The sequence below is a fragment of the Sphingobacterium sp. GW821-FHT03E03 genome (genome assembly GCF_059420745.1).
In genome coordinates this window covers 120139-135716 of record NZ_JBWKUH010000006.1, presented here as the reverse complement: position 1 = coordinate 135716, position 15578 = coordinate 120139, and the positions used below count along the sequence as shown (strand labels likewise).

Below are 15578 nucleotides of genomic sequence, written 5' to 3'. Positions count from 1 at the left end.
AGTGAAAGTTCTACAAACAAGCATTAGTGTTTAAACGTTGATTTTAAGTGCTTTGGTGGTGATTGTCTACTTTTTTATTTATAATTCTATTGGATTAATATTTTCTCCTTGGTTAATATTGGATTTGTATGGGATAATCTGATGGGAAGGACTATGATGATAGGATGTCTGCTATTATGGCACAGTTTTCGTGTAAATTATTTATATGACTGGGTAAATACGGTATTCGTTATTAAGGAATGTTGCCTGTGTACGTCAATTTGGACTAAGCGTAAGCTTGGACTACAGCGTTAGTGAGACAGCGCAGTATGCAGTTGAATGTTTTAGGACTTTAATAGTTAGTCTCTATACAGAAGATTGTTGGCGATTGGTTTAGTGTGATAGGGGCTGAAGCCTATTGCAAACTTGATTAATTTAGTTCGCCAGTAAAGCGATGTTATTATAAAAGAATAAATTTTTGAAATATTTTTCTAAATTTGTATAACAATGAGGGTAATTGTTTTCATATTGATCACCTATATCTTGGGACTTTCCTTTGTCCCATGCAGTGACGCGAACATTCGCAGCGAGGTGACAGCCATGGAAACACAATTCAATGAACCTCATAATCATAGTGAAGATACCACCGATGCCTGTTCTATTTTCTGTTATTGCAACTGTTGTAGCGGAAATATTACAGCCTTCGAATATCAGTTACCAAAAATTGAAGGTATCCCGATTTCAATTTATTTTGATAATCGGATGCCGGTTCTCAATACACCTATTTTATCTAGCTACTTCGGAACTATCTGGCAACCGCCTAAGGTAGATGCTTAATTATCACTTTTTATAGCCGTACGCAAACATTATTAAGGAATTTTGCTTTTCTAATTAATGTTAGCCATCGGTGTGTAGCTGTAACTTTTGAGGTTACAGGGGAATAGGATATTCTATATATCTATTATTTAAGCATTAATCAAGTATATTGTGTTAGATAGTATAATTAAATTTAGCATCAAGAATAAGATCATTATTGGTTTAATGACCTTGTTACTTATTATTTGGGGCGGTTGGAGTGCTACAAAGCTGCCCATAGACGCCGTTCCGGATATTACCAATAATCAAGTACAGATTTTTACCTCCTGTCCGACCTTGGCGGGTCAGGAAGTGGAGCAGCTGGTTACTTTTCCGATCGAACAGAGTATCGCTACGGTACCGAAGATCGAAGAAATCAGAAGTATTTCCCGTTTTGGACTCTCGGTGATTACTGTTGTTTTTGAGGAAGATGTCGATATCTACTTTGCGCGACAGCTTATCAGTGAGCGCCTAAAAGAAGCAGTGGACCAAATTCCACAAGGCATCGGTAAACCCGAGCTAGCGCCCGTTAGTACGGGTTTGGGGGAGGTCTATCAATATATCATTCACCCCAAAAAAGGCAGCGAAAGCAAGTATAATGCAAAGGATCTTCGGACCATGCAGGATTGGATTGTTGCGCGCCAGCTTTACGGTACACCCGGTATTGCTGAGGTCAACAGCTTTGGTGGTGAATTGAAACAATATGAGGTCGCCGTTGACCCCAATCGCCTTAAGGCGATGAATATCACCATTCCGGAAATTTTCACCGCATTGGAGAAAAATAATCAGAATACCGGTGGAGCTTATATTGACAAAAAACCGAACGCATACTTCATTCGTGGCATTGGACTGGCTACGTCGCTGGAGGATGTGAAAAATATAGCGATTAAAAAAACTGGTGCTGTACCTATTTATGTCAAAGATGTGGCCGATGTGCGTTTTGGACATGCGGTCAGGTACGGTGCTCTGACATATAACGGGGAAGTGGATGCCGTGGGCGGTGTAGTGATGATGCTGAAGGGTGAGAATAGCAATGAAGTGGTCAAGCGTGTGAAAGAGAAGCTCCCTACGATCCAAAAATCCCTACCCAATGATGTGGTGATCGAACCCTACCTGGACCGTACGGATCTTGTTGGTCGTGCAATAGGTACTGTTGAGAAGAACTTAATCGAGGGCGCGCTGATCGTTATATTTGTATTGGTGCTATTTTTGGGAAACCTCCGGGCGGGGCTTATCGTTGCCTCAGCCATCCCATTATCGCTGCTCTTTGCGTTGGGATTGATGAATGTTTTTGGTGTGAGTGCTAATTTAATGAGTCTAGGTGCGATAGACTTTGGTCTTATTGTCGATGGCGCGGTAATTATCGTGGAAGCAACGCTTCACCATCTTGGCCTGCGCAAGTCTACTGAAAAGCTGTCACAATCGGAAATGGATCATGAGGTGTTTGAATCTGCTTCAAAAATCCGGACCAGTGCGGCATTTGGTGAGATCATCATTCTGATTGTCTATATTCCTATCTTGACATTGGTCGGGGTGGAAGGCAAGATGTTCCGCCCGATGGCACAGACCGTAGGTTTTGCGATCTTTGGCGCATTGATCCTTTCGCTGACATACATTCCAATGATGTGTGCCCTGTTTTTACCTAAAAAACATCATGACAAGAAAACGTTCAGTGACCGTTTTATCGAAAAACTTCAGCGTATCTATGCGCCTTTATTGCAGAAAGCTATCCGTTTCAAATATATTATCGTCAGCTTGACAATCGCTTTCTTTGCCATATCTGTTTTCTTCTTTAAAAATATGGGGGGAGAGTTTATCCCGCAGTTGCAGGAAGGGGATTATGCTTTTCACTGTATATTACCACAGGGAAGCTCTCTCTCGCAAAGTATAGAAACTTCCATGCAGGCTTCCCGTATCATTAAAGAGTTTGACGAAGTAGAAATGGTTGTTGGTAAAACCGGAGCCGCTGAAGTACCGACGGATCCGATGCCACCGGAAGCGACCGATTTGATGGTGGTACTGAAACCCCAGAAGGAATGGAAGTCCGGCCGAAGTTATAATGAACTCGGTGCAGCCATCCTTGAAAAACTGGAAGTTATCCCAGGTGTTTTCTTTGAAAAGAACCAGCCGATACAGATGCGATTCAATGAGCTGATGACCGGGATCCGTCAGGATGTGGCCGTGAAGATTTTCGGTGAAAATATCGACTCTCTGGCATCTTATGCGAATATCGTGGCGGCACAGATTCAGTCCGTTAAAGGGGCTACTTCTCCACAGGTGGAGCGCGTGTCGGGGCTGCCACAGATCAATATCGTATATGATCGTACACGTATTGCCAATTACGGTCTAACGATTCAAGATGTCAATGATGTGGTAAGTACGGCTTTCGCTGGTCGCAGTACTGGACAGATCTATGAAAATGAACGTCGTTTTGATTTAGTTGTTCGTTTGGATACGACACACCGCAATAGCATAGACGATGTACGCAATCTGATGATTCCAACGGATACAGGTATTCAGATTCCACTGTCGCAGGTAGCAGCCATTGATTATAAACTTGGCCCCGCGCAGATTAGTAGAGAAGCCGGAAAGCGTCGGATCGTCATTGGCTTCAACGTCTCGGGAAGGGATGTGGAGAGTGTGGTCAAAGATATCCAACAGCAGTTGTCGACCAAAGTGAAATTACCTGCTGGTTATTATTTCACGTATGGAGGGCAGTTTGAAAACTTACAGAAAGCAAGCGCTCGTCTGATGATCGCAGTGCCTGTTTCCCTCTTGCTGATCTTTATGCTATTGTATTTCACATTCCATTCCTTTAAGCAAGCAGCGCTGATCTTTACAGCCATTCCAATGAGTGCAATTGGAGGTGTTTTTGCCCTGATGCTCCGCGGTATGCCTTTCAGCATCAGTGCCGGAATCGGTTTTATAGCTTTGTTTGGTGTTGCTGTACTAAATGGTATTGTACTGATCGGGACTTTCAACCAACTGAAGAAGGAAGGTATGGATGATATTTTTCAGCGCGTGAAGGAGGGAACATTGACAAGGTTGCGCCCCGTACTGATGACAGCTACTGTGGCTTCGCTGGGCTTTTTGCCTATGGCAATTAGTACGAGTGCTGGAGCGGAAGTTCAGAAACCGCTGGCGACGGTTGTTATTGGCGGACTGGTGACAGCAACCTTCTTAACATTGTTTGTACTGCCTTTGCTGTATATTATTTTTAACTCAAAACTGAATATGAAAAAAGGAAATGTGGGTAAGACCATTGCAACGGTATTGGTTTTCCTATTTTCTACCATTGGATTTAAGGCCTTTTCACAGGAACGGATCGGGATTGATAACGCAATCGGTATGGCATTGAAGAGCAATCGCCAGTTTCAGGTCAATGAGGCCGAAATAACTGGAGCAACTTATAATGTTAAGTCTGCGAATGAAATCCCAAAGACGGGTGTTTTTGTGGAGAATGAAGATTACCGACCCAGCGATAAGACAGGGATCATGAAAATCGGTATCACGCAAAGCATCGCATGGCCGGGACTCTATTCGGCGCGTAAGGAATATTTTAAGCAGCAGCTAAAATATGCCAATCTAAATACCGAAGTACTCCATGCCAATATTAAGAAAGATGTGCGCACAGCATACTATCAGCTCTGGTATCTTCAAGATAGACAGAAGCTCTATGTGGAGTTGGACAGTATCTACTCGGCAATGTTTAAGGCGACCGAATTACGTTTCAAAACCGGAGATGTCGCAGCATTGGATAAAATTGCGGCGGAGGCGAAATTACGGGAGTTGCAAGCGCAATTGGTTCAAAACAAGAAGAATATGCTGGTTCAGCAGCAGCAATTGATGATGCTCCTCAACCGCAATGAATGGATATTACCTGTAGAGCAAGCGCTGGAAAAGATAAAAATGGACGCGGATGTACAAAATCCATCGGTTGATGCCTCACATCCTGTTTTAGCTTTGCAACAACAGAATGTCAATATTGCCTCCTCCAATATTGCGGTACAGAAAAATACAAATAAGCCTGAATTTTCGGGCAGATTCTTTTCACAGCGCCTTTGGGGCGCAAAAGATCCTTTTACGGGATTCTCGGTATCGGCATCATTTCCTGTATTTGGCCTGGGTGCTTATAAAAGCAAGGTAAAAGCTGCAAACGCGGAAATGGAGGCGCAACAAAGACAGCTGGAATATGATACACAAGTTTTTCAGACGAATAAGGTGAATGCATTGGCTGATATTGAGAAAAATACTGCACTGTTGCAGTTCTATGAATCCGCAGGCCTCAAGCAAGCTGACGCCATCATCAAAGCCGCGAGCCTCGGTTACAGAACTGGTGAAATAAGTTTTGCAGAGATGAGCCAGTTCTTAAGTCAGGCGATCGGGATCAGACAGAACTATTTAGACGTGCTCAATCAATATAATCAATCAGCAATCCAATACAATTACTTCAATAATAAATAAGTCAACGATGAGAGTTATCATAAAAATATTTTTTGCACTAGCGATTACAACAGTTTTATATAGCTGCGGATCAGATTCAAAAGGTGCTGGTGATGCCAAGAAGGAGGAAGGGAAAGGTGCTGCCGAAGAAAGCCATGAGGAAGGGCCCGTGACGGTAGCGGCATTGAGTGAACAACAGATAAAGGCTGTAGGTATTGCTTTTGGAACTATAGCGGAAAAGGAGCTGACAGCGACAATCAAAGCCAATGGTCTTCTCAGTGTTCCCAATAACAACAAAGCCAATGCGACAACCTTGTATGGTGGCGTAATTAAGACTTTAAATGTGCAACTAGGTGACATCGTGCGCAAAGGCCAGGTTATTGCAACCATTACGAATCCACAATTTATTCAGCTTCAGGAAGAATATGTCGCTCTGGCGAGCAAAATTACGCTTGCAGAACAGGAGATGGCAAGACAGCAAGAACTCAATGAGGGCAACGCTGGAGCAAGAAAGAATTTGCAGTCTGCAACGGCGGATTTCAATAGCCTTCGAGCCAGAAAGGCATCGTTGCAACAGCAGATTCAACTGATGGGCATCAATCCCAACAGTGTGAGCCTTTCCAATTTGCGGGCTTCACTCGTGGTGACAAGTCCGATTAATGGTACTGTGAGTAATGTCTTTGCCAAGATAGGTAGTTATGTGGATGTTTCATCACCGGTTATTGAGATTATAGATAATAGTCTATTGCACCTTGATCTTCAGGTTTTTGAAAAAGACCTTCCTATGATCAAAATTGGACAGATTATTAATTTTCAATTGACAAACAACCCTGATAAAACTTATTCGGCTAAAGTATTTACCATAGGATCGTCTTTTGAAAATGATAGTAAAACAATTGCTGTTCATAGTACGGTGATCGGTAGCAAGGTTGGTCTGATAGACGGTATGAATATCACAGGTATGATCGGGATCAATAATGTGACCACTCCGGCGGTTCCGAACGACGCGATTGTGGAAGCGGATGGTAAGTTCTACATTTTCGTAGAGACAAGCAAGCAGGCCGAAGAGCATGAAGAAGGCCACGATGATCACGGACATGCGCATGATGAGGGTGAGGCTAAGCACGAACATAAAAATGAATCAGAAGCTGCTAAACATGCAACTGAACAGGGTAAGAATGTGAATTTTGAGAAAATTGAAATTCAAAAAGGCGTCTCCGCATTGGGATATACTGCCATTACACCAGTACAGGAAATTCCTGCGCAAACTAGAATCGTTGTGAAAGGAGCATTTTTTATCAATGCTAAGATGAGCAATACAGGTGGGCATGAACATTAAGTAGTAGCATTTGTTAACGAAGTAATCATGATAAGGTATGGAACACAAACATATTTATGATGGACAAGGTAAACAACTTTGTTGTACACAGACGGAAAAAATATATAATCAGGCAGGCGCCCAACGTTTAATACAGGGCGCGCCTGCCCAGGATCAGGCACATAGTCACAGTGATGATGACGGTCATGATCATTCAGTGGCGGATGGCAGTACATTGAAACTCTTTCTGCCAGCAATAATTTCATTTGTCCTGCTGATTGGGGCCATTGCAATGGACAATTGGGTACCACAGGAATGGTTTAAGGGCTGGATCCGGATCATTTGGTATGTACTGGCTTACATTCCGGTTGGATTCCCCGTGATTAAAGATGCATTGAAGAGTATTGGAAAAGGAGAGATTTTCTCTGAATTCTTACTGATGAGTATCGCAACCATTGGTGCTTTTGCAATCAAAGAATACCCAGAGGGTGTTGCTGTCATGCTTTTTTATGCGGTAGGGGAAGTGTTTCAGACATTGGCTGTCAGCCGTGCCAAGAGCAATATTAAGGCGCTCCTGGATCAGCGCCCGGATGAGGTGACCATTGTTGAAGCAAACAGTAGCCGGGTGATCAAAGCTGAGGCTGCAGCAATAGGTGATGTCATCCAGCTGAAGCCCGGGGAGAAGTTGGGCTTGGATGGGGAACTTATCTCCGATACGGCCTCCTTCAATACGGCGGCGTTGACGGGAGAAAGTAAACCTGACACAAAGACCAAAGGTGAAGTTGTGCTGGCCGGAATGATCAACATGAATACTGTGAGTCTGGTAAAGGTGACAACAGCATACCAAGACAGTAAGTTGAGCAAAATCCTTGAACTTGTACAAAATGCGACCTCGCAGAAGGCCCCTACGGAGCTCTTTATCCGGAAATTTGCGAAAATCTATACGCCGATTGTGGTACTTTTGGCGATAGCGATTTGTCTGCTGCCTTACTTTTTTGTCGGACAATATGTATTTAGCGATTGGCTTTATCGAGCGCTTGTATTTCTCGTGATTTCCTGTCCATGTGCCTTGGTGATCTCGATTCCATTGGGCTATTTTGGTGGCATAGGTGCTGCGAGTAGAAACGGTATCCTGTTCAAGGGAAGTAATTTTCTGGATGCGATGGCAGCGATACAGAATGTTGTCATGGATAAAACCGGTACGATGACTGAAGGGGTTTTCAAAGTTCAGGAAGTTCGTTTAGAACCAGATTTTGATGAAGCGACAATCCTCAAATTGGTCAATAAAATCGAAAGTCATAGCAGTCATCCGGTAGCTACAGCAATTAGGGAATATGCGGGTGAGGTCGATGAATCTGTAAATTTGACTGATGTCGAAGAAATACCGGGGCATGGACTGAAGGGTAGTGTGGACGGCAAGGTGTTTTTGGTTGGTAACTTTAAGCTTTTGGACAAGTTTAATATCAGCTATACCATCGATCCCAATACAATCGTTTATACCACAATAGCCATTGCATTGGATAGTCGCTTCGTCGGATATGTTACCATTGCAGATAGTATCAAAGAAGATTCTGCACAAACCATACAACTCTTGCACAAACTTGGAGTGAAAGCGACCATGCTAAGTGGCGATAAGAGTACGGTCGTCACTTATGTAGCGAAGGAATTAGGTATTGATAAAGCCTATGGAGATCTTCTTCCGGAAGATAAGGTAAATAAAGTCAAGGAGATAAAGGCTATTGGTGAAAGTGTGGCTTTCGTTGGTGATGGCGTCAATGATGCCCCCGTAGTGGCCTTGAGTGATGTTGGTATAGCTATGGGGGGACTGGGCAGTGATGCAACCATCGAAACTGCTGATGTAGTCATACAAGACGACAAACCATCTAAGATACCAATGGCAATTAATATTGGTAAACAGACCAAAAAAGTGGTTTACCAAAATATAGGATTGGCATTTGTGGTCAAAGGGGTGGTTTTGATCCTTGGCGCCGGAGGGTTGGCTACGATGTGGGAAGCGGTGTTTGCGGATGTGGGTGTATCTCTTATTGCTATACTGAACGCCATCCGGATCCAAAAGATGAAGTTTTAAATCAATTTTTAGTTAGGATGTGCTTACCCTTCAAGTTGAAATATTGGAAGGGTAGGTCTTCTATTGTCTAATTTTTAAATTCTCCATGACATGAATATAGTCCAATTTATAACGACCCTATTTATCCTATGGTTTGTATTACTATTGTTCCCTTTATTGTTGCGCGCTCAGGATAGTCTTGCACTTAAAACAAGTAGAGGAATGCAATTTTCCGCTATTGATAACCACGATTTCCAGTTGCGGAAGTTTATCGTTCCAACAGCGCTCATAGCCTATGGTGCGAGCAGCTTTGCCATCCCCAAGATGAAGAAATGGGACTTACAGACCCGGAATGAAGTATTACATAAGAATCCTGCAAGGACAACAATAGACAATTATACCCAGTATTTCCCTGCGGTGATGGTGTACGGTCTCAATGCATTTAATATTGAAGGGTTTCACGATTTTAAGGACCGCACGCTTATTTATCTTACTTCGCAGCTGATTTCAGGGGCGATTGTGTTTCCTGCCAAACAGTTTATAGCTGAAGAGCGCCCCGATGGATCCAATAAGAAATCCTTTCCTTCAGGCCATGCGGCGACCGCATTTGCGACAGCCCATTTTATGTATAAAGAATATCGTGATAAAAATATATGGCTCGGTCTTGCAGGATATCCTTTTGCGTCATTTACTGGTATATATCGAGTGATCAATAATAGACACTGGGTGAGCGATATCGTTGCAGGCGCGGGAATAGGCATCGCCTCCACTGAGCTCACCTATTGGCTGTACCCGAAGATGACAGGTCTGTTTCGAGGGGGAAAACAACGACAAGGACAAACAGCATTTATACCCTATATAGGACATAATAGGTTTGGAATAAATGCTGTAAGATCATTTTAATAAACTTTTTAAACACTAATTTCTTGTAAAATAGCAAGCCCAATGATTCGGGTATCTTATAGGATTTAGTCGAGCCTGCGTATAGCTTTCGTCTTAACTGCTTCGGCATGTGTCCGCTATGAATCCGACATGAGTCCGTGGTGAGTCCGAGTTAAACACGGTATCATAGCGGTATGACGATACACTCATTATGATCTCATATCGACTGAGGGGCGAAGAAGGCCATATCCTGTCTCAAATCAGATCCGAACTTACGTCAAATAATGGATAAAACACGGAATCCGTTCCGGAAAGCTAAAAGTATAGTATGTTAATCAGTTTAAATGTATAATATATAAATATAATCGTATAAATATTAAATACGTTAAAATTTAAATATTTAAATTTATCCATATATGGGTATAGATTTTATATATTTTTCAAAGGTTGCTGAATTGAAAAGAGCTGACATTTATTTTGCCACGAGTTTTTCATACAGCGGCCAGAGTTCCGCAAGGTCATCATCTGATTGTGCTTCTGGATAGTGCTCATCATGGAGATTGCGGATTTCGACACCCTGTCCCTGATCATTTACCACAACAGCGGCCCGAAGTTCGTCGGTTCCATCATAATAAATGCCCACACCAACAAGCTCGCCATTGAGAATAATTTCACTGACAATATACTTTCTTGCAGCCTTACCTTTGTGGGTACTATGACCACTAGAAATCGTGTTTCCTTTGTTATAATGTCTTTCCATAAGCATAGAACACTGGAAATATCAATTTGTTGTTTTTTTTAGCTATTTTCTGCCTTCATGCGATCGAAAATAATTTAAAATAGTTCGGAATATTCCATAGAAAAGGGGGGCTTACCTTATATTGTGTAATACAATGGAAAAGAAAACATATCTTATTTTCGGCATTAGTAAAGGATTGGGAAGGGCAATCACACTGCATCTTCCAGATCCGTCTGATGTTGTATTTGGAGTGTCCAGAAGTAAACCCGATTATTTGGAGGACAACGCTAATGTGTGTTGGGTGCCGTCTGACCTATCCAACCCTGTGGAGGCTGTTAACGCAATCAAAGACAGGATAAAAAATGCGGAAATTGACTATTTTATCTATAATGTCGGTATTTGGGAGAATAACGCTTTTAGCGACGACTATGATTTTGCGTCTTCTACGGTAGCGGAGATTAGCAGCCTGATCAATACCAATGTCACTTCATGTATTTTAAATATTCAATCAGCATTGGATAATTTGAAGCAGGCCGAAAATGCCAAAATTATTTTGATCGGTTCTACATGGGGGCTTGACAACCACAATGGAAGGGAAGTTGCGTTTTCAGCAACAAAATTTGCACTGCGGGGTGTGGTTCATGCATTGAGAGAACAACTTCGACCTGATCAGATTGCAGTATCTATATTGAACCTTGGTTATCTGGCAACAGCGCATGATGATGAGAATAATCTGGAAACGAACACTCATGAAATAAATGACGATCTTATTCCATTATCGGATGTCATTCAGGCGTTAAGATTTATTATCTCGACATCAAAAGCAAGTTGTGTAAAAGAGATTCATATGCCGGCAATGAATGACAGGAATGTATAATGATCCGAATGCAGGAGATGTAGATCCCTATTGTTCTAATGGCCAGTTACAAACTTTAATCCAAGAATAGAGGCGATTAGCGTACCGATAAAGAATAGACGCCAGAAGCTTACGGGATCTTTAAATACAAGGATTCCTATAATGACTGTGCCGACAGCCCCAATACCCGTCCATATTGCATAGGCGGTTCCTAAGGGAAGCCCTTGCACGGATTTGATCAATAACACCATACTGACGATGAGACATAATACGAAGATACCGTACCAGGTATAGATGGCATTGCCTGATACCTCTTTTGTTTTTCCCAGACTGTAAGTGTATCCTACCTCAAAGAGTCCGGCGATGATTAAAATTACCCAATTCATATTTTATTCTTTTATACAAAGATCAGTAATGATATCTTTTTAACATTTTACAAATGTTAAAAAACAAGGGGCTAATGATCTAGCCAATATTACCTCCAATTCTATTGTAGATAGCGTCAAATTTCACCGGTATATCTTCCCCCAAATACATACGCTTGGCAGATCTATATTCCTTGTATCCTGCATTATAAAGAAATGAAATGGCATCTAAGTTATTTTGTGGTAATACAAGGCTAGCGTTTGAGTTGATATGAAATTGCAGTAACGCAAGTCCAGCAATCCGCTGTTCTGCAACGATAAGACCATCTCCTAAAGAAGGGAGATAATAGCCCGATAACGTCCCGTCTGTAAGGTAGACAAAGGACTGATTAAGCTGTGTCTCTAGTTCGTTGGATCTATCTTCTCCGGAAACGGACTGATCCATAGTCAATATTGCATTTCGGTAATCGGGAGTATATTTTTTGATATGCTCATCAGGCGTATCGGGCAATATAGGGTGTATGTCTTTAAAAAACAGGTATTTTGTGCTTTCTTTAAACCCAATTTTATGATAGAGGTAAGCCCCCATATCAGTCACAATTAATTGAATGCTTCTACAGCCATGAGTATGGGCTATCCGAATCAGTTCCAAAGTAATGGATTTACCGTAGTTTTTTCCCCATTCATTTTTGTCGACGATGATATGCCCCAACCATGCGATATCATGGTGTATAATACAGGCACCGATACCAACAATTTTGTTCTCAACAATCAGTTTGATCGGAAAGCAAAAGTCCGAAAGGATATAGTTGGTTACTTTAGCAGAAATTGAGCCCCATTCTTCCGGAGCTAATACCGATACAGATTCAACATCATTAAGAAGAATGGGTTCAAAAGCCATATAATGTGCGTTTAGGAGATCGATAGTGAAACGATCCTTTTTGCTTATCTATTATAATTTTACTGCTCTGGTAGCGATAAATGTAGGTACGTATTTATCAATTAAAAAACGAGGATTGGGTTGCATCTCCTCATCAAAGTCTGTGATCACAAAGCCTGCCTTTAATTGTCCACCAATCAGATCAGAGAGGGAGTGGCCAAATACAAGGGCTTCCTTATTTTCTATTTTTCTTGTGATCTGTTCCGGACTTAAATCTTTTACATCTGCATAAGGCAAGCTGTATTTGGGTCTAATAATTCCAGCTGCTATGTCTTCGGGATTTCGATCAGCAACAAAAACAACAGGGTTAAAAAAACTAGTGAGTAATGTTCCCCCCTTTTTTAGAACGCGGTAAGCTTCCTTCCATACCGGATTGACATCCGCTACGTAATGATTGGATACAGGGTGGAATACCATATCGAATGATTCGTCCACGAAAACGGCCAGGTCGGTCATATCTCCCTGAATGGTTGTTAGCGACAATCCGTCACGTTCGGCAACTTGGGCATCCTGTCTCAATTGCTCCGCTGAGAGGTCAAAGACAACGACATCAGCTCCTGCAGCAGCCAAAATTGGGGCTTGCTGACCACCGGCAGAGGCTAAGCATAGTATTTTCTTCCCTGCCACATTTCCGAGCCATGCCTTATCCAATGGTTTTGGTAAAAGGTGTATCTCCCAATGTCCATTTTTTGCTTGATTAACCAAAGTGGTATCGACAGCATTGGACCACTCATTTTGTTCCAATGCTTGTTTGTTCCAAGCCAATTCATTGTGCTGTAAAAAATCTATTTCCTGTTTCTGCATGCTATACGTTATGATCAACGATAACTAATATTATCGTAAGGATAAATATAAGTAGTTTCGTAGAACTTGGCTTTAATTTTTATCGCAGGAAATAATTTTTACCAAAACATTACGAATGTAGAACAAAAATCATTATTTCATTGCAGATTTATTGTATTTGTTACGATAGGCTAAAGGAGAGAGGCCCGTAACTTTGCGAAATATTTCCCTAAAGGCTTTTGAATCGGAATAGCCTACTTCATACATGACTTCGTTCACTGTTTTTCCAGAGATTTCCAGTTCTTTTTTTGCAGATTCGATTTTTACACGTTGTAGATATTCAATGGGTGTGTTACCTGTCGCTTTTATAAATCGCCGGTCGAAGTTCCGTCGGCCTACGGTAAATCGTTCTGAAAGTTGTTGAATGGAAATCTTCTCAGCGAAATTATGCTCAATATACTCCTGAGCTTTGATGATCATTTCATCCCCATGCCTTTTTTGACCATTAAAGATAACGAAATCAGATTGTTGTTGCCGGTCAAGGTCAATCTGGAATATCTTGGAACAATAGATTGCTGTCGGCCGATCATAATACTTTTCAACCAGATAAATGAGCAAGTGTAAAAATGAATATCCACCACCGTTGGTACAAATACCTTCTTCATCTGTTATAATGCTGTCAGTCTTCATGGTGACACTGGGAAATAACTGCTTGAAATTTGTTTCAGCACTCCAATGGATTGAGCAGTTTTTGTTTTCCAACAGACCCGTAGAGGCGAGTATATAGGCTCCAGTACACATGCTGGCCACATTGGCACCATGGGTATATTGATTACGTATCCAGTCAAGAAATGGGGTGTTTTTGGTATCTAATGCTGTAAAGTTCGGGGCGACGGCAGGAATTACGATCAAGTCGGTCTTGATGATGTCGGTAATTTCTTTCTGCGGCATCACAGCAAGTAAGCCATTCAAGAAAACGGACTGTTTTGAAAGACCGACCAGTTCAATTTTAAACATTGTTTTATCATGATGCTGATGGTGGTACCTATTGGCTTCGGTAAAGATATGATAGGTACCAACAATGCATGACAATGTATTGGGGCCAGTCTGAACTTCGGGGACCAAAATTGTTAGGTGTTTCATCTTTCTTGTTTAACATTGAATAATCTGATTGATCATCTATTACTCAAATATAAGAAAATGTGTTGTCCAAATCAACCGTTCATAATGTCTATTTGGCACCCTGTTTTAGATTTAAAATGTCGATATCTTTGGTTTATATAGGGCAGGTTTGATATTTAAGTAATTGAAAAATAAATACTAACAAAAAATAGATGATGAAAAAACTGGATTTTACAACCGACATAATCGTTGAAGCGAAACCGCAACAGGTATTTGATGCGATTATCAATGTTCGTGGCTGGTGGTCAGAGAACATTGAAGGGGGGACAGAAGCACTACATGATGTATTTTCTTATCACTACCAGGATATACATCAGTGTAAGGTAAAGATAGTTGAAATACAGCACAATGTCAAAGTTGTATGGCAGGTGTTGGAGAACCATTTCAAATTTACGACCGATAAACAGGAATGGGTGGAGAGCTATGTGATCTTTGATATTATTGATCTCGACGGTAAGACACAATTAAAATTTACTCATCAGGGGCTTGTACCTGATATGGAATGTTATGATGTTTGTCAGGCAGCCTGGACATATTATATCCATGAAAGTCTGAAGCAATTGATTCTAACAGGGCAGGGACTTGCTACGCTCAAAGAGAGCGTGCTGTCCCTGGCGGAAGTTAAAGAACAATTATTGGCGAAACAAAAGGGTAAAAGCATCTATCATAGATTGCTGATTAAAACCCCAATTGAAAAAGTATACTGGGCAATCACGACTCAAGAAGGGTTGGCAGGCTGGTGGACACCCGATACCATTGCTGCACCCGCGGTAGGTAGCATCTTGCGGTTTGGCTTTGGCCCGGATTATTTCAAAAAGATGGAAGTTCTTGTGTTACATCCCTATGCACTTGTCGCATGGCAATGTAAAGAGGGGTTTGAGGAATGGATAGGCACAACACTGACATTTGAATTAATACCACATCAGCAAGGCTGTTCACTTTTATTCCATCATGACGGTTGGGATAATTATAGTGGAGAATTTGCTTCCTGTAGCTATGATTGGGCATTGTTCTTTAGGAGCCTCAAATTTTTGTGCGAAACAGGAAAAGGATTTCCGTACCCTGAATTCAATCAGTAAGGCAAAAGCGCTTCATCTAGATTCAGATTTTGGGGGCAGTTTTCGCTCACCGTATGAGCATTGACTTCTTTAAGAAAGCGCTGGAAATA

The 15578-nt window shown here is 41.7% G+C and carries 12 protein-coding genes; 7 read left to right on the top strand and 5 right to left on the bottom strand.

Annotation, left to right across the window (positions count from 1 at the left end):
• Window positions 1-486: 486 nt before the first annotated feature.
• From AC07UV_RS09815 to AC07UV_RS09795, 5 genes are all read left to right on the top strand, one after another.
• Entirely contained in the window at window positions 487-816 is a 330-nt protein-coding gene (locus AC07UV_RS09815) for a DUF6660 family protein (RefSeq protein WP_495183569.1), read from the top strand.
• Between the two features lie 150 nt (window positions 817-966).
• Entirely contained in the window at window positions 967-5298 is a 4332-nt protein-coding gene (locus AC07UV_RS09810) for a CusA/CzcA family heavy metal efflux RND transporter (protein ID WP_495183568.1), read from the top strand.
• 7 nt (window positions 5299-5305) lie between these two features.
• Complete coding sequence (locus tag AC07UV_RS09805) at window positions 5306-6616, top strand: efflux RND transporter periplasmic adaptor subunit (RefSeq protein ID WP_495183567.1); 1311 nt, start codon at window positions 5306-5308, stop codon at window positions 6614-6616.
• Between the two features lie 37 nt (window positions 6617-6653).
• Entirely contained in the window at window positions 6654-8684 is a 2031-nt protein-coding gene (locus AC07UV_RS09800; protein ID WP_495183566.1) for a heavy metal translocating P-type ATPase, read from the top strand.
• Between the two features lie 90 nt (window positions 8685-8774).
• Window positions 8775-9566, top strand: a complete 792-nt coding sequence (locus tag AC07UV_RS09795) for a phosphatase PAP2 family protein (RefSeq protein ID WP_495183565.1) — start codon at window positions 8775-8777, stop codon at window positions 9564-9566.
• Between the two features lie 451 nt (window positions 9567-10017).
• Here the strand turns inward: AC07UV_RS09795 and AC07UV_RS09790 are convergent, their stop codons facing one another.
• A complete protein-coding gene (locus AC07UV_RS09790; protein ID WP_147430503.1) occupies window positions 10018-10305 on the bottom strand; it encodes a hypothetical protein in 288 nt (95 codons plus the stop codon).
• Between the two features lie 133 nt (window positions 10306-10438).
• Between AC07UV_RS09790 and AC07UV_RS09785 the strand changes: the two genes are divergently transcribed.
• Window positions 10439-11161 carry an SDR family NAD(P)-dependent oxidoreductase gene (locus tag AC07UV_RS09785; protein ID WP_495183564.1) on the top strand — a complete coding sequence of 241 codons (723 nt, stop codon included), beginning with the start codon at window positions 10439-10441 and terminating at the stop codon, window positions 11159-11161.
• Between the two features lie 35 nt (window positions 11162-11196).
• Here AC07UV_RS09785 and AC07UV_RS09780 read toward each other — a convergent pair whose 3' ends face one another.
• The 4 genes from AC07UV_RS09780 to AC07UV_RS09765 all read right to left on the bottom strand — a co-directional run bounded on the left by AC07UV_RS09780 (window position 11197) and on the right by AC07UV_RS09765 (window position 14371).
• Window positions 11197-11526: a DMT family transporter gene (locus tag AC07UV_RS09780; RefSeq protein WP_120257434.1), complete on the bottom strand. Its 330-nt coding sequence runs from the start codon at window positions 11524-11526 to the stop codon at window positions 11197-11199.
• A 79-nt stretch (window positions 11527-11605) separates the two neighbouring features.
• Window positions 11606-12406: a GNAT family N-acetyltransferase gene (locus tag AC07UV_RS09775; protein ID WP_495183563.1), complete on the bottom strand. Its 801-nt coding sequence runs from the start codon at window positions 12404-12406 to the stop codon at window positions 11606-11608.
• Window positions 12407-12457: 51 nt separating this feature from the next.
• A complete protein-coding gene (locus tag AC07UV_RS09770; RefSeq protein WP_495183562.1) occupies window positions 12458-13249 on the bottom strand; it encodes a class I SAM-dependent methyltransferase in 792 nt (263 codons plus the stop codon).
• 132 nt (window positions 13250-13381) lie between these two features.
• Window positions 13382-14371 carry a GlxA family transcriptional regulator gene (locus AC07UV_RS09765; RefSeq protein ID WP_495183561.1) on the bottom strand — a complete coding sequence of 330 codons (990 nt, stop codon included), beginning with the start codon at window positions 14369-14371 and terminating at the stop codon, window positions 13382-13384.
• A gap of 191 nt (window positions 14372-14562) precedes the next feature.
• On the opposite strand from AC07UV_RS09765, the gene AC07UV_RS09760 reads away from it, so the two are divergent.
• Window positions 14563-15489, top strand: a complete 927-nt coding sequence (locus AC07UV_RS09760) for an SRPBCC family protein (RefSeq protein ID WP_495183560.1) — start codon at window positions 14563-14565, stop codon at window positions 15487-15489.
• Window positions 15490-15578 lie beyond the last annotated feature (89 nt).